We start from the raw sequence: 24,320 nt of genomic DNA on the forward strand, positions 1-24,320 counted from the left end.
CAGCGATAACTCCTCTATGCGGAGGTAGCACTCGTGGCTTGAGCAAACAGTCGTTTCCGCAAATCGATGGACAGCCTGGCCGTCTGGATCGGCCGATGAAGCAATGTTCGTCTCGACGAATCGAATGGCCGTTTGCTGAGTGAACCCGACGTCCGAACGTCCGAGCCATGACGTGGGCGAATGGCGCTTCATGGCCGAATTCGGGCAAGACTGTGCGTCGCGCATGCCACTACATGAGAGCACTTGAGCAGGACCATTGATGCCCGGGTTGCAACGTAAATCGATTTCGATTCCGCGAGCATCGCACATCGGCTTACCGATTTCTTATCAAAATGAGGCCAGCAGGCAAACCTTATCGGAGCCCGGGAGCCCCGCGTCGTCGGCAGAAGCTTCTTGGCTCGGCCCGCATGTCGCCGCGTCGCTAGTCGGCCAGGACGGCGTCATAATCATGCGGCCGCCCTGTGACCCTCGCATCATCGGCCGCGAAATCAGTCGGGCCGACACGTTCAGGCAGTTCCGTGCGGCCACGCGGGCAGCTTCACCGACACCCGGCCTTGACCCCGTATCCTTTAAGCGTCGCATAAGCATCGTCGAGTGTCTCTGCAGGCTTGATGTCATTTTTATGACATCCTAAGCGATCGCCTTATTCCAAAAAACAAAGGATTGTTTACGCCGACCGAAAATTCAGCCACGTGTAGGGATCGCGCCGACTGAAAATTGAGCCGGGCAATCAACCTATCCTGCTAGTTTTTCTGGCAGGGTGTTTGGGGATGATCCCGATGACGATGATTGGCAAGGTGCGGCGGATGTTCCACCGCCAGAACAAGTCGGTACGCGAGATAGCACGTCTCACAAGCCTGTCGCGCAACACGATTAGTAAATATCTGAACATGGATGTTCAGGAGGAGCCGAAGTATCAGCGGCGCTCCCAGCCGACCCGGTTGACGCCGTTTCATGAGGTGCTGGTGCAGGCGCTCAGTGTCGACGCGCGGCGACTGAAGAAGGAGCGGCGCACCGCCTGGATGCTGTTCCAGGAGATCAAGGCGGGCGGCTACGACGGCTGTTACTCGCGGGTGACCGATTTCATCCGGGCCTGGCGGCAAGGCGAAGGCAAGGCGGTTTCGAAATCGGCGTTTGTGCCGTTGCGATTCGAGCTGGGCGAGGCATTCCAGTTTGACTGGTCCGAGGAAGGACTGGTTGTCGGCGGCATTTACCGCAAGCTGCAGGTGTCGCACATGAAGCTATGTGCGTCGCGGGCGTTCTGGCTGGTTGCCTATCCGAGCCAGGGGCACGAAATGCTGTTCGATGCCCATACGCGCTCGTTCGCGGCCTTCGGCGGGGTGGCCCGCCGGGGCATCTACGACAATATGAAAACGGCCGTAGACAAGGTTCACAAAGGCAAGGGTCGCACGGTCAATCCGCGTTTCGCAGTGATGTGTTCGCACTACCTGTTCGATCCGGACTTCTGCAACGTGGCCAGCGGCTGGGAGAAAGGCGTCGTTAAGAAGAACGTGCAGGACAGCCGTCTGCGCATCTGGATTGAGGCGCGTGCGCAGCGCTTCGGCAGTTTCGCTGATCTGAATGCATGGCTGGCGACGCGGTGCCGGTCGTTGTGGGATCAGGTGAAGCACCCGGACTATCGTGACCTGAGCGTCGCCGACGTGTTCGAGCAGGAGCGCGCCCATCTGATGCCGATGCCGACACCGTTTGACGGTTATGTTGAGCGTGCGGCACGCGTCTCGTCGACCTGCCTGGTGGTGATTGGCCGCAATCGCTACTCGGTGCCATGCGAATTCGCAGGCCAGATGCTCAGCACGCGGCTCTATCCTGGCCGTGTTGTGGTGGTGAGCGACGACGCGGTGGTAGCCGAACACGATCGACTGGCCGACGAAGGACTGGTGCGATACGAGTGGCAGCACTATATCCCGCTGATCCAGCGCAAGCCTGGCGCGCTGCGCAACGGTGCGCCGTTCCAGGATATGCCCGAGCCGCTGCAATGCCTGCGTCGGGCGTTACTACGCGAGCCAGGTGGTGACCGGGTAATGGCGAAGGTTCTGGCGCTAGTCCCGGAAAGCGGTCTGGATGCCATAGTGGTTGCAGTCGAACTTGCATTGGAGCAGGCGCCGCCCTCCGGGCGCGTGAGCGTCGAGCATGTGGTGAACGTGCTGTCGCGCATGCGCAGCGTGCAGATGCCGCCGAAGATCGATACTGCGCTACAACTGACGACACCGCCGCTGGCCGACACATCACGCTACGACGGGCTGCGCCCGGCGCTGCAACAGCCGGAGGCCGGTCATGCGTGATCTGATTGTCGAACTCAAACACTTGCGGTTGCACGGCATGGCTGCCGGCTGGACCGAACTGCTCGAACAGGTGAATGTCGAGGCGGCGTCTTCGCAGTGGCTGCTCGAACGGCTGCTGCAGGCCGAGGTCGCGGATCGGGCCGTGCGTTCGGTCAGCCACCAGATGAACGCGGCGAAGTTCCCGGTGCATCGCGACATCGCCGGCTTTGACTTCGATGGCTCGCCGGTCGATCGGCAGCTCGTCATTCAACTGGCCAGCATGACGTTCACCGAGGGCGCGCACAACCTGGTTCTGGTCGGCGGTCCGGGCTCGGGCAAGACGCATCTGGCGACCGCCATCGGCGTGTCCGGCGTCATGCACCACGGCAAGCGGGTGCGCTTCTACTCGACCGTGGATCTGGCCAACGCACTGGAGCAGGAGAAGGCGCAGGGACGCGCCGGGAGGATCGCGGCGAGCCTGCTGCGCCTCGACCTGGTCATTCTGGACGAACTCGGATATCTGCCCTTCAGCCAGGCCGGCGGGGCGTTGCTATTCCACCTGCTGAGTCGCCTGTACGAGCACACGAGCGTTGCGGTGACAACGAATCTGGACTTCGCCGAATGGTCCAGTGTGTTCGGCGACGCGAAGATGACCACGGCATTGCTGGACCGGCTGACGCATCACTGCCACATCGTGGAAACCGGCAACGAAAGCTACCGTTTCCGCCATAGCAGCGCCAGTGCAAAGAAGCGTATCCGCTCGCGTGAAGCAGCGCGCAGAGCCGACAGTGCGAGCGCGAACGAATCAGCCTGATCGTCGCTTGCGGCGCAGGGGAAGCCGCTACGGGCTACGCCCTTCGCAGCTTCCCCTGCGCAATGAGGCCTCACACGAAGGAGGACAAGCACTCCCGAAACCCATACACTTATCCACAACCGGTCCTGCTTCAGACCGGTCTCCACCCTGGCTCAAAACTCGATCGGCGCGGTGGCTCAAAATTCATTCGGCGCGGACAGTCCGACGACGTCAAATAACGTCTGGGAAACTGGAAAGGGCCGGTGCCGCTTGGACATCATCGACTCGGTATGTTCGTCGTCAAGCCGGAATCGAAAGCACTAACCATGACTCGACGCTGTTTGAGTTGCAGCACCTAGTCCGTCTGCAGCCCCGCGTACTGCTTCTTCCCGCGATAAAAGGTCTGTTCCGATATTGCCGCGCGGCAAATCAGCTCGGCGATCGGCATCCCTGCTTCCGCCTGTCGTTGGCCGAGGACTCGTCGGAAGCTATTTTCCAACGGGCGGCCGCTGTCAGCGGTCAAACCGACGTCCAAATGTCCGCGCGACGGCTTGAACGAACGGCCGTAGTTGGCCGCCCTCTGCGTGTGGCGGCCGACGACAGGCGTCCCCGCTTCTGCCGATTGTCTGAGATCCACGACTGGCCGTTTCTCTGCGCGATGGACACTGTTGCAAATCGGCTGCTTTGCGCTGCGTCAAAGCGGCTTGAGCGCAAGCATCTTGCCAAGCCCAACGCGGGCATACTGTGGAACAGCCCCCTGGCGTTTCAGGCAACCGGCTTGCGCCATACGCTGGCTAGCCACGGCTGCCGCTCACGCGGTAAGCCGGCGGGCCGGTAATAGTGCTCAATTTCGACAAAGCCTGCGTCCGCCATATATCGGCGCCATGCTTCGAGATCATGGAAGACGCCGTAGCGGCCGTGGCTCCAGCCTTCCTGATTCGTGCCGCGCGGGTTGGAGCTGAACAGCACGCCGCCGGGCTTCAGCGTCGCGTGCAATTGCCGCAACACGCGCGGCAACGCCTGACTCGGGACATGGAACAGCGCGGCGTTGGCGAAAATGCCGTCAAAGTGCGCGGCCGGCAAATCGAGATGCAGGAAATCCTGCTGCCAGACGTCGCAGCCAGTCGCGTCACGCGCCATTGCAACGAAGCGCTCGGCGCCATCGAGGCCGACCGCGCAATGGCCGAGTGTAGTGAAGGCCTTGAGATCTCGCCCCGGCCCGCAGCCGAAATCCAGGATCGTAAGAGGCGGCTCGACTTCGATATGGTGCAGCAGCGCCGCGATGTTCTGCGTGACGTCGTGGTCGTACGTGCCGTTGCGGAAATCTTCCGCGTGCGCGTCGTAGTGCTGTAACGTGACGGCACTGATTTTATCGAGGTCGCGGGGGTCGAGTTCCATGCGGGAAGTATATCTCGGGGCATTTCCCGCACGACTACGTCGTACTTCCGGTGTCATCAGTCGTGGTCGGTTGCGTGCCGAACAGGATGAACAACGCGATTCCGTGTGCGCAACTGATTCCTCTCGGGTTTCCGAGGAAAGCGCACGGTATCAGGCGAACGGCTGGAGATGGCCGTCCCTTGCCGATCGTCGTGCGATCGACCCGTGCGTGCCACGAGCGGCAGCACGCGACCCACTTCTGCCCCTCGACCGACGGTATCTCAACGGGAGCTTTAGCTGCGGAGCAGACAGTCGGAAAAGTCGTTCGGAGGGAGGCACGAGCGATGCGCTGGCGTGGGCGCTACACTCATATCTGTACTCCGACTGCGATGACGATGGAGACGGCGAGGACCCACAGCTCGATGGCGGTGAAGCGGGGGTATCCAATCTTTTTCATCGTCTTCCTGTCCTTATGCCCCGCAGCCCGAACTTCATTGGGCATTCCTGGCCGGCAAGTACCTGGCTCTGGCCGTCGTCGATGTGCAACAAATCAACGGCTTGTACCTCAGCCGACGTTGAACCTCGGCCCGAGGTCGAGGTCGACGCGCCGTACTTGGCCGGGGTCTGCGCCTGTCTAACCGGTGGCAGGCGCTTTCGGCCGCTCGCTGACCGCTCGGTAAAAAAAAGCCGGCGGAAGCCGGCTTCGAAGCAGGTTCCGTTTTACCCAGGGGTGGGGAGGTAGGAACCTGAGGAGACTCATTGTGTCAACGCGTTGGTCGGGTGATGTCCTACAACAGTTCACAAGCGTCCAAACTAAGACCTGCCGATTCGATCCTCGCCTCCTAAATAACAATCGCACCGTCCATGGAACCATGGTATGCGGATGGTCCCAAGACGGCCATTCTACGAACGGTTGCCGCAGTCGTACGTGAGCGTCGGGCTCTTATACTCGTGTATATCATCGAGACGATGAAGCGGGCCGGGCGTCGAACAAACATATCGCAGTACAACAAGACGGAGCCGGCCTGCCCGAGCGGCGGGTACTGCGGGGTAGCAGACGTCGGAACGTCCGCGCGAAGGTGCTGACCAACGTCCGTAGCTGGCCGGTCACTGCCCCATGCAAGCGGCATACGCACGCCGAGGCACCCCATGCAGCGATCGGCAGCATGCGACCCGTTACGGTCCGCTTATGAAGACGCTCGAGTGAACGGGAACGCGATTTGCGTCAATTGCAATGACCGGTCGAGGTGCAACAAGCCCGCAGGTCGCGTGCATTCCGTTCACCGAGCACCGAGAGTCGGGGTTGCAGCCATGCCAGGAGGAATCTGCGATGAAACTAACTGCGAGACATCTTGTAGTTGCGGCGTCGGTCGTGCTGCTGACGATGGGTGCATCTGGATGCAAGCGGGCGGACAACAGTAGCGAGACCAGCGGCGCAGCGGCGCGCAGTAGCGGCACAATGGCTAATCCCGCAGCGACCGGAGCGATGGGCGCAAGCGGCCCGGCGGCAGCATCGGGCGCCAAATAACGGAAAACACGATAGCCCGCACACGGTGCCCGCAAGTGAGCGGCTATCAAATTGGTAGAAGGCAAACAGGAAGTCCGTCCGCTGTCTGCCGGGCCGTTCAGCAATGGGAGAAGCGGCGCAGAACATATGCGGATTCGAAGGCAGCGGCCGCGTGCTTGCCGCGACTGCCCATATGTATCAAGATCGAGTCGACGTCTTCAGGAACGAGCCATCCCGTGACAGACAAACCCGATTCGGACGAACTAAAAGGACCCGGTGGCTTGACGTTGCGCCAGATCCACGAACAGGTCCAGAAGAGCGTCGAGCGCGACCGCGAAGAGCAGGCAAAGCGCAATAATACCGCTGCGCAACAGAGCCGCTGGCAACGTTGGGTACGCTACGTGTGGGGCCGTAGCGGCCGTCGCTAAGATGGCTTGATACGAAATGCGCCGGTCGTGATTGCCAAGTCGGGAGCAAACGTGAATCGCCGAGCCCAGCCAGCCTTAGCGTGTCTGCGAGCGGCGAGACCCGACCCACAAGGGACAGTCGAGTCGCCTGAAAGCGGACGCTCAGCGGGCGCTCGGTCGCGCGATAGCACCGTTGACAGAATCATTCTGCAGCAATGACGCTCGTGTAGTGGAACGGAAAACCGGGTTAAGCGTTGTCATGCCCTACATGGAAGGCTCGGCAAGTAGGTGCTGGGCCATTTTATGAAGCGGCCAAGATGGGTACACGTCAATTGGCTAGCCTGAAACCAGATTGCCAACAACGCCGAAATCCGATGTTAATTGGCTAGCGCCTATTCGGCTATGTCTCTGGGCTGTCGGGATCAGAGGCGCGATGCAAGCACACGCGAACGCCGCGCACGATCCGCCGACGGTTCGTCGTCTGCGCGAATGCGGCTCAGAAACGCGAACACCGCAATCGCACAGAGCAGCGTGACGACAGTCAACCCTCCGAGCAAATGACCAAACGCGTCGGCGTAAATGTGCTGCAGCGTTGCGCGCGCGACGTTGGGGAGCAACACCGACGCTCGATCAAGGTCGCCCGCAGCGAGTCGCGCGGCGGCTTCGGACACTGTGGCGGACGTTGCATGTGGCTTCATGGCCGACAGCACGCGTGCCTGCGTGAGCGCCGCCAGAATCGCGTTCACCATTGCGAGTGCAATGCATTCGCCCGCGACGCGAGTAGTGCTGAATATGCCCGTCGCCATCCCGGCGCGCTCCTTCGGCACGACGCTCACTGACAGCCCGTCCATCAATCCCCAAGGTATCCCTGCGCCGATGCCAATCGTGAGCAATGGCGCTATCGCGGCCGAGCTTGCGCCGTCGCGTAACGCAACACTCAGCCAATACAGGCCGAGTGCGGCAATCAACAAGCCAATGCCCGAGATGACGCCAGCAGACATCCAGCGCGTTAGCAGCGCGGCGACAAGCGGCACAACGAGCATGGGAGCAGACAGCGCGAGCATCAGCAAGCCGGCGTCGATCTCGCTGTAGCCGTCGGCGCCGATGAAACGCAGTGGCAGCACGACGAGCGGCACGATGTAGCAGTAGCAGGTTGCGATCGGCAGCACTTGCACGCCAACGAAACGCGGATAGCGGAACAACGACAAATCGAGCATCGGTCCCGCGACTCGCGTTTCGATCACCGCGAACGCGGCGACCAGCAGCGCCGCGCCCACAAGGAATCCGACAACGAGCTGGCTCGACCAGCCGCTTTCGGGCGCCTGGATGACGCCGAAGGTGAAGCATGACAACGCGCCTGTGAAGGTTGCCGTTCCCGCCCAGTCGAGGCCCTGTGCGTTCGGGTCACGCGACTCGCGCATCCGCGGCGCGCCGAACAACAGTGAGATTGCGCCAGCCGCGGTTCCAGTCACGAAGATCGCGCGCCATCCGAATCGCTCGACCAGGAAGCCGGCCAGCACAGGCCCGAACGCGAGCCCTAGCCCGAATGTCGTGCCGAGTAGGCTGAATGCGCGGGTGCGCTCGGGACCATCGAACTCCTGCACGAGGGCCGCTGTCCCGCCCGCCAGCGCCGCCGCCGCCGTAACGCCCTGCACCGCGCGCAGCACATCGAGGACGAAGATCGACGGCGCGAAGCCGAGGACCAGCGAGACCACCGTGAATCCGCTCACACCGAACGCAAACAATCGCTTTCGTCCGAACCGGTCGGCCAGCGCTCCTGCCGCCATCAGCAGGCTGCCAAAGGTGAGCATGAATGCGTTCGTGATCCAGTTCATCGCGACTGGACCACCTGCGAGATCCCGTCCGATCGCGGGCGTTGCTACCGCACCGCCCGAAAAACTGAGCGGCAACGCGAGCGCAGCCAGACAAACGGCCGTGAGGATTGCGACTTGCCGCCCCGATGGAACGGAGGAAAAGGTCTTGTTCCTCTTCGCTCTCCAAAGAAAGCCGGTGCGTGCAGCGCCACGTAGATATGCACTCCCGGCAGAGCGATGAACGATAATTCGGATTCAATCGAAGAAAAACAAGGTGATATTCCGCAGATAACGGAGTTGAATTCCTGAATTGAGCGGCCTTGCGGGCATCGGAGCGAGATGGACAACCTCAACAAAATCGTTGCATTCGTGCGCACGGCGGAGGCGCTCAGTTTCGTCGCCGCCGGCCGAAAGCTCGGCATCTCGGCGTCGGCGGTCGGCGGTCGGCAAGACCATTGCGAAGCTGGAGCAATCGCTCGGCGTGCGCCTCTTTCACCGCACAACACGCAAGGTCATGCTCACCGACGAAGGACGTCGCTTCTACGAGAGCTGCCACCGGATTCTCGACGATCTACGAGACGCCCAAGCCGTGCTGTCGGAGGCGACACAAACGCCACGCGGCCGGCTGCGTGTCAGCCTGCCGGTAATCGGGTATCGATTCATGATGCCCGTCCTGCCGGAATTCACACGGCTCTATCCCGATGTCGAACTCGATCTGGATTTCAACGACCGGCTCGCCGACATCGTCGAAGGCGGCTTCAACACGGTGATCCGCAGCGGCGTGCTGACGGATTCGAGCCTGATGTCGCGCCGTCTCGGTCCGTTCAGCTTCATTTTGTGCGCGGCGCCTGGCTATCTTGCGCAAGCCGGCGTGCCGCGCACGCTGCGCGACCTCGAAGCGCACGCATGCGTGCGCTACCGCTTTCTGATGACGGGTAAGCTCCAGCCGTGGGCGTTGTCGGCGGACGGCAGCGAGCCTCCGAACCTGCGCACAGCGATGACCTGCAACAACATGGAAGCGTTGCGCGAGGCGGTTATCGCGGGCTTTGGTATCGGGTACATGCCCGATTTTCTGGTACGCGACGCGCTCGCGATGAGTACGCTCGCGATGGTGCTCGACGATCACCGGACGACCCCAGGACAATTCTCGATCCTATGGCCGTCGAGTCGGCAGCTATCGCCCAAACTCAGGGTGTTCGTCGACTTCATGTGCGAGCGGCTGTTCAAGGTCGTGTAAACCGACAGATCACGACCTTCTGCAACGTGCTCACCTGCTGGCGCTCGGAATTTCGAACGCCGGTCCCGATGACGCAGCGCCTGTGGTCGACGACCGAACATCCGCTGTCGATGATGCGAAGCGTGGGCGCCAATCATATGGCCGTGAGGGCCGGGGAATGATGGCCGCAATCTACTGCTCGTTCGCTCACTTGACACCGGGCCCGCTAATGGGTGTCAACGATCTGCACCGTTATGTCGAACAGCCGATATTGGCCGAACCCGGCAGTTCGTGGGCCCAGCGAGGTCGAGCCCCGACCGCAACCGAACTTCCATAGTCGACCGTTGCCGTCATTCGCCTGTTCGCAAAGCGGATCTCCGCTGGTTATGCTCTATCCCCGTAGAAGCTATAAAACTGCGCAATGGGGGCTTCGACCGCGAGCGCCTGGAATGGGAAGCTCCGCCCCAGGTCTCGTACATTTGTTACGTTCGATAGCCGCCGCATGAATCTTCGGCGATGCCAATTCTGACCAAGCCGTTGCGATCGAGAAATTGACCCCATAGAGGCATGTTGCGAAACCGCGATTCCGCGATCTTGGCGCTTGCAACGTATCCCTCTGGAAAGCACCGTTGATAAGCACGCAGGTTATAGAGCCATGAAGTTCCGGCAACGCGTGCCGCTTCTTGCTGGTTGCGCCTTACGCGATCGAAAAGCAAACGGAGTTCAGCAAGGCGTACAGGCAGACGGTCGATGCTTAGCGAAGAAACTATCGCCGGCTCGATATTCTGGAAATCAATGCGGACGCATCCTGCATCCTGCCTGGCGTATGAATAGCAACCGAACGTCGCGACCACGGACTGCGTCTGGGAAACTTCAGTTCGCGCGAGATAGATGCTATGGGAGGGCTGCGGAAGTAGGCCCGCTGGAGTAAAAACGGGATTCATACTCGTTTTCTCCAAAGGAGCACGCAAAATGGATGCGCCTGACACAGCCCTTCGAGGGCAGAATACGACGGTAGTTGGCCGGCTGTACATGGCTTTTGAACTGGGCGATAAGAGCTGGAAGCTCTCACTGGGTGATGGCCACCGCGCGCCGAGCCGGTGTACGGTCGCCGCAGGTGATACCTCGGCGGTCCTCACCGCCATCGCGAACGCCAGGGTGCGTTGCCACCTCAGCGCCGGCGCACCCGTCTACAGCTGTTATGAGGCTGGCCGTGACGGCTTCTGGCTGCACCGCTGGCTGGCTCAGCAGGGTATTGCCAATCTCGTGGTGGATTCGGCCAGTATCGAGGTGAACCGGCGCTCCCGTCGCGCGAAGACGGACCGCCTTGACAGCGACAAGCTCCTCTCGATGCTTATGCGTTATTACGCGGGCGAGCACCGGCTATGGGCCGTCGCGCGCATCCCGACGCCTGAGCAGGAAGACGACCGGCGCCTGCACCGGGAACTGGAGCGCCTGCGGCAGGAGCGTACCGCACACACCAACCGGATCCGCTCCTTGCTCGTGCTGCACAACCTTCGGGTCAGGTATGTCGGTGGCCGGATCTGGACTCACTGGTGGGCCCAGCAGCGCGAGCAACTGCCGCCCGGCCTGCGCGCCGAGATTGAACGCGAATGTGAGCGGCTCGCGCTTGTGCGCAAACAGATAAGCCTGCTGGAAGCACTGCAGGACCAGCAGGTGCGCAGCGGCTCGCACCCCGGCATGGCGTTGCTGGCACAGCTTGCGGGCATCGGCACAGGCAGCGCCTGGACCCTGATGAGGGAACTGTTTAGCTGGCGGCAGTTTCACAACCGTCGGGAAGTGGCCGGCTGCCTGGGCCTGACGCCCACGCCATATGCCAGCGGCACCAGTCAGGTCGAACTGGGTATCAGCAAGGCGGGCAACAAGCGATGCCGGTGGTTGATGGTCGAGCTCGCATGGAGCTGGTTACGCTTCCAGCCCAACAGCCAGCTTAGCCGCTGGTTCAACCAGCGGTTTGCCGGCACCGGCAAGCGACTGCGGCGCATCGGTATCGTGGCGCTCGCACGCCGTCTGGCGATTGCCCTGTGGCGCTATCTGGAACACGGTGAAATTCCCGACGGTGCGATACTCAAGCCACGTGATGTCAACATGGCGAACGCCTGAACGGCACAGGATGGCAGGCGGTGTTCAACGGTCAACGCGCCCGTAAATCGCTCGGGCTACCCATGCGGGTAGCCGTTTGGATTAGATGGGGCGCGTCGGTAACAGAGTGATCCAGCGCTTTGCGCATGCGGCATGAGGTGACCGGCCTGGTTGGCCGGCACGGATAGAAGATCGACCCGGCACTGGCCGGGTCCCCCAAGACACTCTGACCTGAATGACATGACATCGACATGTTAACTTGCAAAAGGGTATATGCCATCAGCCCAGCCTCTGTGCTCTCCGGTTATCTACTGGCCGGCCTGCGTCTGGTCGTAGCAGGCGACCCCGCAGGCCGGCCAGTAGATAACCGGCAGTCCCAGGAGATTTCCTTCACATAACAGAATTTTTCCATTCAGCAGGGCTTGACTTTCAATACCTCATAGAAGAAGCGATATGTCCAGTCGCACAGGTCGGCCGCTTTGCTCAAGCCGTCTACGTAGCAACGCCAAGTCGGATGACCCTGGTCAAAGGCGCGACCAAGCCCGAAGCGGACATAGATATTCGTATAGTCGAGCAACGCCTGCTCGATCGGCATGTCACTCAGGGCGGCAATGGTCCGGGCAAAGCGGATTTGCAGGTCGAAGAACTCCTTGCTGTATTGCATCCCGCCCTCTCCTCTAGCAAGGATTGTCATCAATCGAGCTCTCTATGCCAATTGCCGATCGTCTCCTCCCGCGCTCAGACCCGGGCAAGCACTCGTGGTATCTCGTCTACCAGCGCGTCGATTGCGACGCGTACCTTCGAGGGCAGGTGTCGCGATTGCGGGCGGATCAGGTGAACCTCGGCGCCCTGCACGCTGTTGCTATCCATCACGAGCGACAGCCGGCCGTCGCGCAGATAGGGCGCCATGAGCCAGCATGGTAACCAGGCGAGGCCTGCGCCCGCAGCCGCTGCGTCGGCGATCGCCTGGAGATCGTCATAACGCAGGCGCGCGGAAAGTCGGCACTCCTGCACCTCGCCGTCTGCGCCGAGCACGCGCCATGGTGTGCTCTGTCCACCGCGCCCGTAAGCGATGCCGACGTGCGAGCCGAGTTCGGCGAGGCCCGACGGCCGGCCGTGTCGTTCGAGCCAGGCCGGAGACGCGCAAATGCCCATCCGCTGCACGCCGAGCCGGCGCCCGACAAGCGTTGCATGGTCCCGCAGCGCTCCAATCCGCACCGCGATATCGAAGCCGTCCTCGACCAGGTCGGAAACGCGATCGCTGAACGACATCTCGACGTCAAGCAACGGATGGCGCTCGACCAGCTTCAGCATCACGGGTGCGACGCACTGCCTGCCGAACAGCACCGGCGCGGTGATGCGTAGCCGCCCGGACGGATCGCGGCGGCCCGCCTCCAGCGCCGCCTCGGCCGCGCCGAGTTCGGCCATCACGCGGCGGCACTGCTCATAGTACGCATGTCCTTCGTCGGTCAGGCTCAGATGGCGGGTGGTTCGCTGCAGCAGCCGCACCCCGAGACGCTGCTCAAGCCTCGCGACAATCTTCGCGATCGCCGAGCGCGTGACACCAAGGCGTTCGCCCGCTGCGGCGAAGCTGCCGGCATCCACCACGTCCACAAATTCCGCAACGCCTCTTAGCCGATCGTCCATCGGGTGAGCTCCCAGTACCGCGGCTTCTGTTTCCTCTCAGGCGACGGTAAGTCGTCCAAATCTCGTCAATGCGTCCTTTCCGGCAACACTAACATAGGTGCTTCTACCCGATGAGGAGTTGATATGAACGCATGGAAACTGAAACCCGGCGCCGGTATCTCCGGCCTGAAGCGCAGCGACGCGACCATCCGATCGCCGGGGCCGACCGAGGTCGTTGTCAGGGTTCACGCGGCGTCGCTCAACTATCGGGACTTGATGTTCGCCCGCGGTGACTATCTCGGCATCGGCGATGCGCCGCTGATCCCGCTGTGCGATGGCGCGGGCGAAGTCGTCGAGACTGGCCGCGACGTGAGCCGCTTCAAACCGGGTGATCGCGTGGTCAACACATATTTCCCGCGCTGGATCGACGGCGCTCCGGCGCAGTGGAAAGTCCACGATTCGCCAGGCGCGAAAGTCGACGGCGTGCTGACCGAGCGGTTCCTGGTCGAAGAAACGGCTCTTGCGATGATCCCGGCGCACCTAGGTTATGAAGAAGCCTCCACGTTGTCGTGCGTCGGCGTCACCGCATGGAACGCGCTATTCGCGGACGGCGACGCGAAACCGGGTTCCACGGTGGTGCTGCTCGGCACAGGCGGGGTGTCGATCTGCGCGCTGCAGCTGGCGCGCGCGGCGGGTCTGCGCACGATCATCACGTCGTCGAGCGATGAAAAACTGGAACGCGCGCAGAAACTCGGCGCAGATGAGACGATCAACTACCGCGCCAAGCCGGAATGGCAGAACGAGGTTCTCCGGCTGACCGATGGGGTAGGTGCGGATATCGTGCTGGAGATCGGTGGGCGGGAAACACTGCCGCGCTCGGTGGCCGCGACGAAAATGGGCGGTCTCGTGTCGATCATCGGTGGTGTGAGCGGCTTTAGCGGTCCGGAGATTGGACTCCTTCCGGTGATCGGCGGCATCAAGCGGCTGCACGGAATCATGGTGGGCAGCCGCTCGATGCTCGACGAGGTTGTTAGGCTGGTGTCCGCGCATCAAATCCGGCCGGTGATCGATCACGTCTTCGGCTTTGACGACGCGCCCGCCGCGTACAGGCATCTTGAGTCGGGTCAGCACTTCGGTAAGGTGGTGGTCCGGATAGACTCCTGAAACCTGTGCTGGTGAGGGTCGGCGATGTCTGGAAACGCGGGCATGAGGCCTGGGGATATAGTCGAACCGCGTGTACGGCGGTGATCGACCCTTCCCAGTCGTTCGCCACTCGGCGGTCCCAATGTCTCCTATCAATGCTGAATCGCCGTTCGGATGATCATGCGAAAGCGACGCGCAAAGGTTTGTCGTGGCCAGCCGCACGCCGACGAAGCCGCATGCTGCGTCAGCCTTATTCGGTTTGACGCCCCGTCACGGCAACCCTAACTTCGGTCGCAACCCGTCTTTTATTCCATGCGCCCTTGGTATGAATTGCTGTCTTTCGCTGTGACCGAAAGACATTCGGCGACGCGAGCAGCCTCACGCTCACGAAACGCATCGCCGCGACGATGAGAAAACCCAGGTTGGGATCGTGAAAGGGCGCATTCAGGTCGCCGCTCAACACGATGAACGCTATGCCGATCGCGGCGACGATTGCGGACAGGTGCCGTGTCGGCAGAATCCGGAAACACCGGCTGCGAATGCTCGCGACGGACTCAAGCGCGAGCGCCCCGGGAACACCATCGCCGTTGCGACATGACGATTGCTATCGCGCTTGTTCACGTCCACCGTACCGCTGGACGGTCGACCCTTACCGCATCAAACGGGACGGAATTTCTGTCATCGGCAACGCAGCGGCGGCAGATTGGTCCATGTGATGTCGCAGTAGTCGAAGGCTTTGCAGCTGATGCAGAACGGCGCAGAGCTAGCCGGCGCTGACCAGCCTGCGTTCGTTCACGAAGTGCAAGTGATACGCTTTCTTCGGCCGGGCGATCAGCTGTCGGCGGACAATTTGCCGCCGTGCGCAACTTCATCGGCGCTGCGCTCGAAGAAGTACACGGCCACCCGCTTCAGAGGTACGTCGAAGTAAGCTGCGAGTAGCGGCGTCAACGCCGCCGCGAGCGAGCGTCGCAGCTCGACCGATCGCGCATACGCATGCACCTTAACGAACACCCGTTGAGCCCGACCATCGCCAGGAGGCAGATCCGTGGCGAGAGCACCATCGTGCGCATAGGCGTCGTCATCCAACCGTAAGAAAAACAGCGTGATTGCGGTGCTATCTACGTCGAAGATCAATGAGACGCACTGCGTCACCTCGCTGACGAAGGCGCTCAGTCGCGCATCGTTCGATGCACGCTCGCGGCGCGCGAAAATTTCCAGATAAGGCATGGCGGGTTCGATACCGATTCAGGGATGTCACGGCGAGCGAGCAGGCGGCGGCGCAACGATGAGCGCATCGACGCAAAAGCCGAAGCGCGCGTGAAAGAACGCACGCAAACGCGCGAGCTTCACGCTCAGTTCGTGCGGATCGATGTCCAGCGCCCGCGCTGCCTGCACGCGATTCCACTCCGCATCCGGCCGCCCGAACACTTCGAGCGCGGGCAGTTGCGCGATGCTCGCGGCGGTGGCATCGGCGGGAAGTATGCGGCACAGCCCCTGACGCGCGCCGGTGCGCTGCTGCATCAGATAGTCGAAGCGGCGCAGCGCGGGCACGTAGCGCATGCCGCGGATCGGCATCGGCACCGGCGCTTCGCCGGGACGGCACGCGAGCGCATGCATGCCGTCGATGACGTGCGCCTCGACGGCGAACGGAAACAGCAAGCCGCGCACGCATCGGCCGATCAGCACGCCTTCGCCGATTCCGCCCATCGCGGCGATCAGGCCACTTGCTGAAGAAAACTCTGCGCGCGCGCACATTGCGGACGATGAAAGAACGTCTCCGGCGGCGCGATCTCTGCAATTTGCCCGTGATCCATGAACACGATGCGATCCGCCACCGTGCGCGCGAAGGCCATCTCGTGCGTCACGCACATCATCGTCATGCCGTCCTGCGCAAGGCTCACCATCACGTCGAGGACTTCCTTGATCATCTCGGGATCGAGCGCGGAGGTCGGCTCGTCGAACAGCATCAGGCGCGGCTTCATGCACAGCGCCCGCGCAATGGCCACGCGCTGCTGCTGGCCGCCCGACAATTGCGCCGGATACTTGTGCGCGTGCTCGGGAATCTTCACACGCCCCAGATAGTGCATCGCGAGTTCGGTGGCATCGTGCTTCGAGAGCTTGCGCAGCCACATCGGAGCGAGAATCAGGTTGTCGAGCACCGACATGTGCGGAAACAGGTTGAACTGCTGAAACACCATGCCGACTTCGCACCGAATCGCAGCGAGGTCGCGCGTATCGGACGTGAGTTCGATGCCATCAACGATCAAGGTGCCTTCCTGATGCTTCTCCAGCTGGTTGATGCAGCGGATAAGCGTCGATTTGCCCGACCCGGAAGGCCCGCAAATCACAATCCGCTCGCCGCGTGCCACTTGCAGGTTGATGTCGTTCAACGCGTGATACGTGCCGTAGTACGTGTGCACGCCGCGGAATTCGACCATGCGGTCGTTGAGTTGAATGACGGCATCGCTCATGGCGTTGCTCCTTTGATCAGGCCCGATTGCACCAGCGCGTTTCGAATGACGTCGCGCATCTCCGCCGAGACGGGCAGAAACGGCTCGCGCGCGCGTTCGCATTCGATGACGTTCATCATCGCCAGTGCGACCTTGATGCGCGCATACATTTCGTTGCGCGGCGCGGCATAGATCGCGCGCACGAGTGGCAGCATGCGCTCGCCGGCGCGGCGCATCGCGGCGAGGTCTTCGGCTTCGCCCGCGCGCCACAACGCGACGAGGTCCTGCGGCACGAGACTCGCGAGTCCGGACAGAATGCCGTCGCTGCCCACCGCAATCTGCGCGAGAAACCAGTCGAAATTCGATGCGAGTATCTTCAGGTCGGCACGCACCGCCTTCACCGCCGCGCGAGTTTCTTCGTAGGCGCGCATCGAATCGCTGCCTTCCTTGATCGCGACGACGAACGGCAGACGCGCCAGCTCGACGAGCGTCGCGGTCGAATAGCCGTAGCCCGACGCCAGCGGATACTGAAAGATCGCAAGCGGCAGCCCCGATGCCTCGCCAATTGCGCGAACGTACGCGACGACCATTGCCGTGCTCGCGTTCACGAACGTCGCGGGCGGGAAAACGGTCAGCATGTTCGCGCCGGCATCGCGGGCGGCGAGCGCTTCGTCGATCGCCTCGCGCGTCGAAATCGCGATGATGCCCGCGACCAGCGGACGCCCATCGCCGAGCATTTCGCGTGTGAAGCGCAGCACGTCGATGCGCTCCTTGCGGTCGAGCGCGCCGCCTTCGCCCGCGTGACCGTTCACGAACACCGCGGAAATGCCGTCGGCGAGGCCGCAGTAGCGCAGCACGCGCCCGTAACTCTTCCAGTCGATCGACTGGTCCTCGTGGAACGGCAGCACGGTTGCGACCACCACGTCGCCGGGAGAACGCATCGTCTTCGTCATCTGTGGGTCCTCATGCGTGCGGTGTCATCGGCTGGTCTCATGGCCAGCGCCGAAATGCTTTTCGAGGCCGCGCTGGATCAAACCCCAGCCGGTCGTCATCAGCAGATAGAAGATCGCCGCCGCGCCGAACACTTCGAGCACTTCGAATTTCTCCTGCATCAGCATCTGGCTGCGGCGCATGAGTTCTTCCATCGAAATGACAGAGGTGATCGATGTCGATTTCAGCAGCCCGTTCACCGAATTGCCGAACGACGGGATCATCAGGCGGAACGCCTGCGGCAGCGTGACTTTCCACATCACGAGCCAGCGCGGCAGTCCGAGCGCCTGCGCCGCTTCGTACTGGCCGCGCGCAACGCCCATGAAACCGCTGCGGATAATCTCGGCGAGATAGGCCGCTTCATTAAGAATCAGCGCCAGCAGCGACGACTCGATCACCGACAGTCGCACGCCCAACTGCGGCAAACCCGTATAGATGATCACGAGCTGAATCAGCAACGGCGTGCCGCGAAACACCCAGATATAGAAGCGCGCAATGCCGATCAAAGGCTTGCTCGCCGACATGCGCAGCATCGCGATCAGCATGCCGAGCACCATGCCACCGATCACCGTCGCCACCGTCAGCCCGAGCGTGACGAACACGCCGCGCAGTAGGAAGCCGTTGACGAGATAGCCGAAGAAGTCATGTACGTTGAACAGGTTCATCGCTCAGTCAGCCCGCTCATGCCGGTCCAGATCCGCGCACCGTGATGTGCGCATCGGGCAGCTTGGTCATGCCGTAGCTGTCGAGCAGACGGGCGTAGCTGCCGTCGGCGCGCATGTCGTCTAGCGCATGTGCGACGGCTTCGGCCACCGCGCGCTGGCGGAACGCGAGCGTGGTCTGCGCATCGCCGAGGCCGGGCAACGCCATGCGGGCCTGCTTGTGCTTGACGATGGCGCCCGCCGCGTAGCTCGGCAGCGCGGCGGCATCGAACTGACCGGCGCGCAATGCCGCGATCACTTCGCTCGCCGTCGCGAACGCGCGAATGGTGATGGGCTTACCGCCCTCCTTCTCGCTTTCCTTCGACCGCTCGCGCAGCCAGCGCTCCTGATACGAATCCGCCTCGACGCCGATCGCGAGTCCGCGCAAGTCCTTCGCATCCTTGAGGGTGAGCTTGCTGTCCGGATTCGCGACGATATCGATGGTCGAAAGCGCATACGGCACCGTGTACATCGTGCGCGAACGCTCTTCGGTCCAGAACATGCCCGTGTTGATGCCATCGAAGCGGCCCGCCTTGAGCGCGGGAATCATCGCAGGGAAATCCATGCGCATGAAGTCGACCTGTACGCACAGACGCCTGGCGAGCTCACGGCCAAGTTCGATGTTCATGCCTTTCAGCTCGCCGTCGCCATCGACGAATTGCAAGGGCGGCAGCGTCGGGTTCGTCGAGAGCAGTATGTGTCCCGGGTTCACCAACGTTCCCGAGGGAATCGTGGAAGTGCATGCATGGGCGGATCCGGTCGCGGCGAACCACGCCGCGCAGAGGGTCGTGACGGCGACGAGCACCTTCGCCGGGCGGCTTGTAAACATGGAACCTCCGAAATGACGGAACAACGATGAACACCGCGTAAGCAGCACTATGCGGCTCCCGGTAACGAGACATTACGGTGGCCGCAATGGGACGCGCCAGTGAAAAAAAATGGCCAACTATAACGGCGCGTTATACGGCGCAGGCCCCGCGACGGCCGCTTGCGGCGTCGCAGAAACGTTTTTTTACGCGCGTGCGCGCATTAATATGGCGACTTAAGATGGAGACGTCGCCCGGCAGACTCACACGATCGGGACGATCGGAACGATGGCGAACACACGAGACGAGACGAGACGAAACGAAACGGGACGATCATGAACAGGGGCGGCACCGCGCGGGTCTTGATCAACCTGCGTCAGCTTGAAGTCTTGCGCGCCGTGATGCGCTACCGGACCACGACGGGCGCCGCCGACGAGCTGGGCATGTCGCAGCCCGCCGTCAGCAACGCCATCCGCCTGGCCGAAGCCAAGCTGGGCTTCGCGCTGTTCGATCGCATCAGCAACCGGCTCATTCCCACGTCCGAAGCGAAGATGCTGTTTGACGACGCCGAACCGCTCTTCCTCGTGCATCAGGCCATTCAGCAGAAAGCGTGGGATTTGCGCACTGGCCGCGCGGGGGTGATCCGCATTTTCGCCACGGCGGAACTGTCCGAATGGCTCGTGCCCAAAGTGCTCGCGCGCTTTTGCGCCGATCATCCGCGCGTGAAGATTCACCTCGAAACCATGCGCATGGACGCGCTGCTCGAAAGCCTCGACTCCGGCATGGCCGATGTCGGCCTCTCGATGATGCCGCCCACACGCCCGAGCCTCGTCAGCGAGTTGCTGGCCGAATTCTCGGTGATGTGCGCCGCGCCGCCCGGCGATGCCATCGACATGCTCGATGTCGTCGCGCCATCCGACCTCAAGGGCCGGCGGGTGATCGGCCCGCCCGCGGGCAGTCCGCTCGGGCTGATCGTCGAGCGCGCCTTCGAGGCGGCGGGCGACTACTTCGTGCCCGAGATCGAAGTGCGCTTTGCCAACATCGCGTGCAGGCTCGTCAGCGAAGGGCTGGGCGTTGCCGTCGTCGATGAACTGTCGGCGCTCGCGCAGCCGCCCGGCAGCGTCGTCGTGCGTCCGCTGAAGACGGGCATGCCCGTCACGCTTTGCGCGCTGACGCCGAAGGACCGCCCGCGTCAGCGTCTCACGCAGAGCTTCGTCGATCATGCGCGCGAGGCCGTCAAGGCGCAACGCGCGGCCGCCGCGTTCACCGCGGTGCGTCAAGGGACGCGCGAAGCGTCTTAGCGGCCACGCGAAGCATCGTAGATCAAGACAATGAGACCGGCTTATAGTCGGTCGCATCCATTTAATAGCGCCGCGCGCGCAGCGAACATTTCTCGATTGTTATTCTGAATGTGACCTCGATCGTTGCATCGGATGCCTGCTCAAAGGACTCCGATGCAACGGTTAATTTCCTTCGGAATAGCCATGCTCAAACTTCTCGATGGCGTTCGTGTCATCAGCTTCAATCACTTTCATGCGGGACCGATGGCCGCGCAGATGCTTGCCGATCTCGGCGCGGACGTCATCGCCGTGGAGCCGATCGATGGCGCGTTTCATCGCAATTGGGCGGTCGCGAATCGCTTCGTCGGCGGACAAAGCGTCAATCACCTGACGACGGGACGCAACAAGCGCAGCCTGTCCATCGACATGAAAAGCGAAGCGGGACGCGCGCTTGCGCGTCAACTCGTCGCGCGCGCCGATGTGGTAATGGAGAACTTCCGCCCCGGCGCGATGGCGCGGCTCGGTCTGGGCTACGAGCAAGTGCGCGAGGCGAATCCGCGCGTGATCTATGCGAGCGCGAGCGGCTACGGCGGCTCGGGTCCGTATGCCGCACGCCCTGGGCAGGATCTGCTGCTACAGGCGCTGTCGGGACTGGCTGCGCGGACTGGCCGCGCCGATGGTCCACCGACGCCGGTCGGCCCGGTCATCGTCGATCAACACGCGGCCACGATCTATGTGATGAGCATCCTCGCCGCGCTGTTCAACCGCGAACGCACGGGCGATGGGCGTCTCGTCGAAGTGAGTCTGTTGCAGGCGGCGATCGATCTGCAAACGGAATCGCTGACCGCGTGGCTCAACGGCGCGCGCAGCAATTCGCCGCGCGGCGCGGAAGGACTCGCGAGCTGGTTCAGCCAGGGCGCGTACGGCATCCACGCGACCGCCGACGGTCACATGGCCATTTCGATGGCAACGCCCGACGCGCTCAAACGCGTACTCGACGATCCCGCGCTGGATGCGTTCACGAACGACATGGGCTTCTCGCATCGAGAGGAGATCACGCGTGCGGTTGCGCGCCGCATCGCGCAGAAGACGACCGCCGAATGGCTCGACATCCTGCGCGACAGCGACGTGTGGCACGCGCCCGTTCAGGACTATGACGACCTTCCGGCCGATCCACAGCTTCAGCATCTCGGCACGTTCCAGAACGCCGAGAGCGGGACGGGCGAAGCGGTCACGTTCGTCATGCATCCCGCGCGTTACGACGGACAGGCGCCGGGCGTCGCGCGCGTGCCGCAGGCGCTAGGCGCGCAGACCGACGAAATCCTCGACGAACTCGGTTATACGCGCGAACAGATCGACTCCTTCAAGGCGAAAGGCGTCGTGCGTTCCGCCGACACGCCCTCTTCAACCGCTCACTAAAAGCACGCACGTCATGATCGATTTCTCCATTCCCTCCGAAACGCAGTTACTCGTCGATACGGTGCGCAAGTTCGTGACCAACGAAGTGCAGCCGCTAGAAGCCGAAACCGAGGCGACCGGCATCGTGCCCCCCGGGAAGCTGCGCATCGTGCGCCACAAGGCGCAGACACTCGGCCTCTTCGCGATGAACATGCCCGACGAAGTCGGCGGCGGCGGTCTGTCGAACGTCGATATGTGCCTGGTCGAGGAAGAGTTGGGCAGGACGTCGGACGCGTTGATCCGCCGCATCTTCGGACAGGTGTATCCGATGCTGATGGCCTGCCAGGGCGATCAGCGCGACAAGTATCTGCTGCCCACGGTGCGCGGCGAAAAGATCTGCGCGATGGCGATCACCGAGCCCGGCGCGGGATCGGACGCGGCGGCGATTTCCACGACTGCACGGCTCGACGGCGACGAGTGGGTGATCGACGGGCGCAAGCATTTCATCAGCGACGGCGATATCGCCGATTACGTGATCGTGATGGCCGTCACCGACAAGGAGAAACGCGCGCGCGGCGGCATCACGCTGCTGCTCGTGGAGAAGGGCACGCCGGGCTTCGAAGTCACCGGCAAGCAGCCGATGATGGGGCATCGCGGCTATGGTCACGCCGAACTCGTGTTCGAGAACTGCCGCATTCCGCGCGCGAACGTGCTGGGCGAAATCGGCGGCGGGTTCAAGCTCATCATGGAGAGCGTGTCGTCGATCCGTCTCGCGCATATCGGCGCGCGCGCGTGCGGCATGGCGCAGCGCGTGCTCGAACTCATGCGCAATCACGCTGCGGAGCGGAGGCAGTTTGGTCAGCCCATCGGCGACTTCCAGATGGTGCAGCAGATGATCGCCGACAGCGCAACTGAAATCTTCGCGACCCGGATGATGGTGATGAACACCGCGTGGGAACTCGATCAGGGCCACGACGTGCGCGACAAGCTTTCGATGGTCAAGCTCTATGCATCGGAGATGATCGGACGGGTTGCGGATCGCGGCATTCAGGTATTCGGCGGCATGGGCTTCACGAAGGAAATGCCGCTCGAACGCATCTATCGCGACAGCCGTGTCACGCGCATCTACGACGGCACCTCGGAGATTCATCGCATGCTCATCGCGCGCAGCGTCATCAAGCGCGGCCTCACGCTTTAAGCCCTTATTTTAGGACCTTTTCATGCAGACCGAGACCATTCCCGAACGCGGCGCCAGCCTGTCGTTTCGCAAGACCATGACCGTCGCGGAGCAGGCCATGTTTACCGGCATCAGCGGCAATCTCGCGCCGCTTCATGTCGATGCCGCCGCCGCGCGCGCGGCGGGCTTTCCCAACATGCTGAGCTTCGAACTGGCCGTGCTGTCACTCGCGACCTCGGCATTGAACCGGCTGGCGGGACCGGCTTGGCGCATCGGCGCGCTCGACATGCGCTTCGATGCACCCGTCGCGGTCGGCAGCACGATCGAGGCGTCCGCGACCGTCACCGAAGCCGATCCGCAGGCGATCCGCTTCGACGTGACCTGCACGCTCGACGGCGGCGCACGCGCCATTCGCGGCCACGCGACCATGGTGCCGCTGGTGGCATCGGCTGCATTGGTCTGAGCGGAGCGCGCCATGTACGACATCAAGCCATTCGATTCGCTTTCCGTCGGCGACGAAGTGAGCATCTGCAAGACCATCACCGAAGCCGATGGCGCCATGTACATCGCCGCGACGGGCGACTTCGGGCCGGTTCACGTCGACGAAGGTTATGCGGGCAAGACGCGCTTCGGCCAGCGGCTCGCGCCGGGCATTCTGGTGGCGGGCATCTGCACGAGCGTGCTGACGGCGGAACTGGTCGGCACGCTGGGCGTGTCGATCGAAGACCGCTTCTGGTTCACGGGTCCGGTCTTTTACGGCGATACGCTGCGCTTTCGCATCTGGATCGATGCAATGCAGCCCGACACGCGCACCGCCGTCTGGAAAGCGAGCGCCACAAACGAAGAAGGCAAGGAAGTGCTGAAGGCCGAAGCGACGCTGAAATTTCCGCGCCCGAAACCCGTCGCCGCTTGAGATGAACTCGATGAAATTTTCCGCCGACCGTTTGCCCGTGAATTCGAGCGGGCCGTTCATTCATATCGTGCGCATCGATGTGGCGCCCGAGCACGACGAAGCGTTCAACCGCTGGTACGACGACGTGCATCTTCCGGCGATTCTCGGCTGTCCCGGCTGGCTGACGGGCGCGCGCTACATCGCCATCGACGATGGTCCGCGTTATGCCGCCGTCTATACGATCGCGGGCGACTGGGCGTACGAAACGCCCGAGTTTCTCGCGGTGAAGGGCTTCATGGAGTTCGAAGCGCACGTGAGCAATTTCATGCGCATGCGTCTCGCGCCGATCTAAAGCAGA

22 protein-coding genes and 1 pseudogene are annotated in these 24,320 nt (G+C 62.4%); 12 read left to right on the forward strand and 11 right to left on the reverse strand.

Translation table 11 applies throughout. The annotated features are described in order from the left end of the window. Window positions 1–779 precede the first annotated feature (779 nt). Both istA and istB read left to right on the forward strand, forming a co-directional pair. Window positions 780–2,303 carry an IS21 family transposase gene (gene istA, locus OKW41_RS13715; RefSeq protein ID WP_429572844.1) on the forward strand — a complete coding sequence of 508 codons (1,524 nt, stop codon included), beginning with the start codon at window positions 780–782 and terminating at the stop codon, window positions 2,301–2,303. Continuing rightward, window positions 2,296–3,096 (forward strand): IS21-like element helper ATPase IstB, encoded by an 801-nt coding sequence (istB, locus tag OKW41_RS13720; RefSeq protein ID WP_429572845.1) that lies wholly within the window; start codon window positions 2,296–2,298, stop codon window positions 3,094–3,096. Before istA ends, istB begins: the two co-directional genes overlap by 8 nt. Window positions 3,097–3,840: 744 nt before the next feature. On the opposite strand, the gene OKW41_RS13725 is transcribed toward istB, so the two are convergent. Further along, a complete protein-coding gene (locus OKW41_RS13725; protein WP_429401084.1) occupies window positions 3,841–4,473 on the reverse strand; it encodes a class I SAM-dependent methyltransferase in 633 nt (210 codons plus the stop codon). Window positions 4,474–6,195: 1,722 nt separating this feature from the next. On the opposite strand from OKW41_RS13725, the gene OKW41_RS13730 reads away from it, so the two are divergent. Then, window positions 6,196–6,387 (forward strand): hypothetical protein, encoded by a 192-nt coding sequence (locus tag OKW41_RS13730; protein ID WP_429572846.1) that lies wholly within the window; start codon window positions 6,196–6,198, stop codon window positions 6,385–6,387. Between the two features lie 401 nt (window positions 6,388–6,788). Here the strand turns inward: OKW41_RS13730 and OKW41_RS13735 are convergent, their stop codons facing one another. Next, window positions 6,789–8,309, reverse strand: a complete 1,521-nt coding sequence (locus tag OKW41_RS13735; RefSeq protein ID WP_429573412.1) for an MFS transporter — start codon at window positions 8,307–8,309, stop codon at window positions 6,789–6,791. 210 nt (window positions 8,310–8,519) lie between these two features. On the opposite strand from OKW41_RS13735, the pseudogene OKW41_RS13740 reads away from it, so the two are divergent. Continuing rightward, a pseudogene (locus tag OKW41_RS13740) lies at window positions 8,520–9,417 on the forward strand (LysR family transcriptional regulator). A gap of 461 nt (window positions 9,418–9,878) precedes the next feature. Here the strand turns inward: OKW41_RS13740 and OKW41_RS13745 are convergent. After that, a complete protein-coding gene (locus OKW41_RS13745; protein WP_429572847.1) occupies window positions 9,879–10,340 on the reverse strand; it encodes a hypothetical protein in 462 nt (153 codons plus the stop codon). A gap of 28 nt (window positions 10,341–10,368) precedes the next feature. Between OKW41_RS13745 and OKW41_RS13750 the strand changes: the two genes are divergently transcribed. Further along, a complete protein-coding gene (locus OKW41_RS13750) occupies window positions 10,369–11,520 on the forward strand; it encodes an IS110 family transposase (protein WP_429572848.1) in 1,152 nt (383 codons plus the stop codon). A gap of 391 nt (window positions 11,521–11,911) precedes the next feature. On the opposite strand, the gene OKW41_RS13755 is transcribed toward OKW41_RS13750, so the two are convergent. Further along, window positions 11,912–12,163, reverse strand: coding sequence for a hypothetical protein (locus tag OKW41_RS13755; protein WP_429572849.1), 252 nt, complete (start codon window positions 12,161–12,163; stop codon window positions 11,912–11,914). Window positions 12,164–12,237: 74 nt separating this feature from the next. Then, window positions 12,238–13,146, reverse strand: a complete 909-nt coding sequence (locus OKW41_RS13760; protein WP_429572850.1) for a LysR substrate-binding domain-containing protein — start codon at window positions 13,144–13,146, stop codon at window positions 12,238–12,240. Window positions 13,147–13,269: 123 nt separating this feature from the next. On the opposite strand from OKW41_RS13760, the gene OKW41_RS13765 reads away from it, so the two are divergent. Next, window positions 13,270–14,289 carry a zinc-dependent alcohol dehydrogenase family protein gene (locus tag OKW41_RS13765; protein WP_429572851.1) on the forward strand — a complete coding sequence of 340 codons (1,020 nt, stop codon included), beginning with the start codon at window positions 13,270–13,272 and terminating at the stop codon, window positions 14,287–14,289. An 810-nt stretch (window positions 14,290–15,099) separates the two neighbouring features. On the opposite strand, the gene OKW41_RS13770 is transcribed toward OKW41_RS13765, so the two are convergent. The 6 genes from OKW41_RS13770 to OKW41_RS13795 form a co-directional block, all read right to left on the reverse strand. Next, complete coding sequence (locus tag OKW41_RS13770; protein ID WP_429572852.1) at window positions 15,100–15,402, reverse strand: hypothetical protein; 303 nt, start codon at window positions 15,400–15,402, stop codon at window positions 15,100–15,102. 120 nt (window positions 15,403–15,522) lie between these two features. After that, on the reverse strand, window positions 15,523–15,975 hold the full coding sequence (locus OKW41_RS13775) for a hypothetical protein (RefSeq protein ID WP_429572853.1): 453 nt from the start codon (window positions 15,973–15,975) through the stop codon (window positions 15,523–15,525). Window positions 15,976–15,983: 8 nt separating this feature from the next. Next, window positions 15,984–16,739 (reverse strand): amino acid ABC transporter ATP-binding protein, encoded by a 756-nt coding sequence (locus OKW41_RS13780; protein ID WP_429572854.1) that lies wholly within the window; start codon window positions 16,737–16,739, stop codon window positions 15,984–15,986. Then, a complete protein-coding gene (locus tag OKW41_RS13785) occupies window positions 16,736–17,671 on the reverse strand; it encodes a dihydrodipicolinate synthase family protein (RefSeq protein WP_429572855.1) in 936 nt (311 codons plus the stop codon). Before OKW41_RS13785 ends, OKW41_RS13780 begins: the two co-directional genes overlap by 4 nt. Window positions 17,672–17,695: 24 nt before the next feature. Further along, complete coding sequence (locus tag OKW41_RS13790; RefSeq protein ID WP_090812183.1) at window positions 17,696–18,373, reverse strand: amino acid ABC transporter permease; 678 nt, start codon at window positions 18,371–18,373, stop codon at window positions 17,696–17,698. Between the two features lie 16 nt (window positions 18,374–18,389). Then, window positions 18,390–19,238: an ABC transporter substrate-binding protein gene (locus tag OKW41_RS13795; RefSeq protein WP_429572856.1), complete on the reverse strand. Its 849-nt coding sequence runs from the start codon at window positions 19,236–19,238 to the stop codon at window positions 18,390–18,392. 312 nt (window positions 19,239–19,550) lie between these two features. Between OKW41_RS13795 and OKW41_RS13800 the strand changes: the two genes are divergently transcribed. The 6 genes from OKW41_RS13800 to OKW41_RS13825 all read left to right on the forward strand — a co-directional run bounded on the left by OKW41_RS13800 (window position 19,551) and on the right by OKW41_RS13825 (window position 24,314). Continuing rightward, on the forward strand, window positions 19,551–20,516 hold the full coding sequence (locus OKW41_RS13800; protein WP_429354946.1) for a LysR family transcriptional regulator: 966 nt from the start codon (window positions 19,551–19,553) through the stop codon (window positions 20,514–20,516). 183 nt (window positions 20,517–20,699) lie between these two features. After that, on the forward strand, window positions 20,700–21,914 hold the full coding sequence (locus OKW41_RS13805) for a CaiB/BaiF CoA transferase family protein (protein WP_429572857.1): 1,215 nt from the start codon (window positions 20,700–20,702) through the stop codon (window positions 21,912–21,914). A 13-nt stretch (window positions 21,915–21,927) separates the two neighbouring features. Next, a complete protein-coding gene (locus tag OKW41_RS13810) occupies window positions 21,928–23,091 on the forward strand; it encodes an acyl-CoA dehydrogenase family protein (RefSeq protein WP_429572858.1) in 1,164 nt (387 codons plus the stop codon). Between the two features lie 22 nt (window positions 23,092–23,113). After that, window positions 23,114–23,533: a MaoC/PaaZ C-terminal domain-containing protein gene (locus OKW41_RS13815; protein WP_090812178.1), complete on the forward strand. Its 420-nt coding sequence runs from the start codon at window positions 23,114–23,116 to the stop codon at window positions 23,531–23,533. A gap of 12 nt (window positions 23,534–23,545) precedes the next feature. Then, entirely contained in the window at window positions 23,546–23,983 is a 438-nt protein-coding gene (locus OKW41_RS13820) for a MaoC family dehydratase (RefSeq protein ID WP_429572859.1), read from the forward strand. A 10-nt stretch (window positions 23,984–23,993) separates the two neighbouring features. Next, on the forward strand, window positions 23,994–24,314 hold the full coding sequence (locus OKW41_RS13825; RefSeq protein WP_429572860.1) for a hypothetical protein: 321 nt from the start codon (window positions 23,994–23,996) through the stop codon (window positions 24,312–24,314). Window positions 24,315–24,320 lie beyond the last annotated feature (6 nt).

The sequence above is a fragment of the Paraburkholderia sp. UCT70 genome (assembly GCF_050434085.1).
Taxonomy (GTDB): Bacteria; Pseudomonadota; Gammaproteobacteria; order Burkholderiales; family Burkholderiaceae; genus Paraburkholderia; species Paraburkholderia tuberum.

What these genes read in the sequence shown, in the direction of transcription:
- OKW41_RS13795 (WP_429572856.1), bottom strand. Translation starts at nt 19,238, where the DNA reads ATGTTTACAAGCCGCCCGGCGAAGGTGCTCGTCGCCGTCACGACCCTC.
- OKW41_RS13760 (WP_429572850.1), bottom strand. Translation starts at nt 13,146, where the DNA reads ATGGACGATCGGCTAAGAGGCGTTGCGGAATTTGTGGACGTGGTGGAT.
- OKW41_RS13780 (WP_429572854.1), bottom strand. Translation starts at nt 16,739, where the DNA reads ATGAGCGATGCCGTCATTCAACTCAACGACCGCATGGTCGAATTCCGC.
- OKW41_RS13785 (WP_429572855.1), bottom strand. Translation starts at nt 17,671, where the DNA reads ATGACGAAGACGATGCGTTCTCCCGGCGACGTGGTGGTCGCAACCGTG.
- OKW41_RS13815 (WP_090812178.1), top strand. Translation starts at nt 23,114, where the DNA reads ATGCAGACCGAGACCATTCCCGAACGCGGCGCCAGCCTGTCGTTTCGC.
- OKW41_RS13800 (WP_429354946.1), top strand. Translation starts at nt 19,551, where the DNA reads ATGAACAGGGGCGGCACCGCGCGGGTCTTGATCAACCTGCGTCAGCTT.
- OKW41_RS13755 (WP_429572849.1), bottom strand. Translation starts at nt 12,163, where the DNA reads ATGCAATACAGCAAGGAGTTCTTCGACCTGCAAATCCGCTTTGCCCGG.
- OKW41_RS13820 (WP_429572859.1), top strand. Translation starts at nt 23,546, where the DNA reads ATGTACGACATCAAGCCATTCGATTCGCTTTCCGTCGGCGACGAAGTG.
- OKW41_RS13745 (WP_429572847.1), bottom strand. Translation starts at nt 10,340, where the DNA reads ATGAATCCCGTTTTTACTCCAGCGGGCCTACTTCCGCAGCCCTCCCAT.
- OKW41_RS13775 (WP_429572853.1), bottom strand. Translation starts at nt 15,975, where the DNA reads ATGGGCGGAATCGGCGAAGGCGTGCTGATCGGCCGATGCGTGCGCGGC.
- OKW41_RS13805 (WP_429572857.1), top strand. Translation starts at nt 20,700, where the DNA reads ATGCTCAAACTTCTCGATGGCGTTCGTGTCATCAGCTTCAATCACTTT.
- istA (WP_429572844.1), top strand. Translation starts at nt 780, where the DNA reads ATGACGATGATTGGCAAGGTGCGGCGGATGTTCCACCGCCAGAACAAG.
- OKW41_RS13750 (WP_429572848.1), top strand. Translation starts at nt 10,369, where the DNA reads ATGGATGCGCCTGACACAGCCCTTCGAGGGCAGAATACGACGGTAGTT.
- OKW41_RS13725 (WP_429401084.1), bottom strand. Translation starts at nt 4,473, where the DNA reads ATGGAACTCGACCCCCGCGACCTCGATAAAATCAGTGCCGTCACGTTA.
- OKW41_RS13810 (WP_429572858.1), top strand. Translation starts at nt 21,928, where the DNA reads ATGATCGATTTCTCCATTCCCTCCGAAACGCAGTTACTCGTCGATACG.
- OKW41_RS13790 (WP_090812183.1), bottom strand. Translation starts at nt 18,373, where the DNA reads ATGAACCTGTTCAACGTACATGACTTCTTCGGCTATCTCGTCAACGGC.
- OKW41_RS13765 (WP_429572851.1), top strand. Translation starts at nt 13,270, where the DNA reads ATGAACGCATGGAAACTGAAACCCGGCGCCGGTATCTCCGGCCTGAAG.
- OKW41_RS13825 (WP_429572860.1), top strand. Translation starts at nt 23,994, where the DNA reads ATGAAATTTTCCGCCGACCGTTTGCCCGTGAATTCGAGCGGGCCGTTC.
- istB (WP_429572845.1), top strand. Translation starts at nt 2,296, where the DNA reads ATGCGTGATCTGATTGTCGAACTCAAACACTTGCGGTTGCACGGCATG.